This window comes from Micrococcus sp. ACRRV, assembly GCF_022346985.1.
GTDB lineage: Bacteria > Actinomycetota > Actinomycetes > Actinomycetales > Micrococcaceae > Micrococcus > Micrococcus porci.
The window spans coordinates 1-513 of record NZ_JAKRNH010000231.1; the positions used below are offsets into that span (position 1 = coordinate 1).

Consider the following 513-nt stretch of genomic DNA (forward strand, 5'->3'; position numbering starts at 1 on the left):
CGGCCCTGCCCGCCGAGCCCTCCCCCGTTCCGACCGGCCCCGTCGTGCTGGTCGGCGAGGTCGTGGAGGACGACGACCCCGCCGCGCGTCGCGCCCTGCCGGCCGGCTCCTCCGGCGAGACCGGACGAGGCCGCCCGTGACCGGCCCCGACCTGCTCGGCGCCCTGGCCGCCGGCCTCGACCCCTCCCTGCCCGCGGTGCGGCGGGAGCCGTCGGCCGAGGGCCCGGCCGCCGTCACCGCCGACGGGGCGCCCGTGTGCTCCGCCCGGGGCTGCCGTGCCGCCGCCGCGTGGGTGCTGGAGTGGAACAACCCCCGCGTGCACGCCCCCGACCGGGTGAAGACGTGGGCCGCCTGCCCCGACCACCGCGAGCACCTGTCCGACTTCCTGGCCTCGCGGGGCTTCCTGCGCCGCACGCGTCCGCTGCACGCCGCCGCGGGGCCCACCGCGACCGACCCCACCACCCCAGGAGAGCCCCGCGGCGGCGTGCAGCGGACGCGTGCGGCGCAGGAAGC

At 80.9% G+C, this 513-nt stretch carries 1 protein-coding gene; it reads left to right on the plus strand.

Annotation, left to right across the window (positions count from 1 at the left end):
* Window positions 1–136 precede the first annotated feature (136 nt).
* On the plus strand, window positions 137–513 hold a 377-nt coding region (locus tag MHY29_RS12255; RefSeq protein ID WP_239241604.1), incomplete at its 3' end, for a hypothetical protein.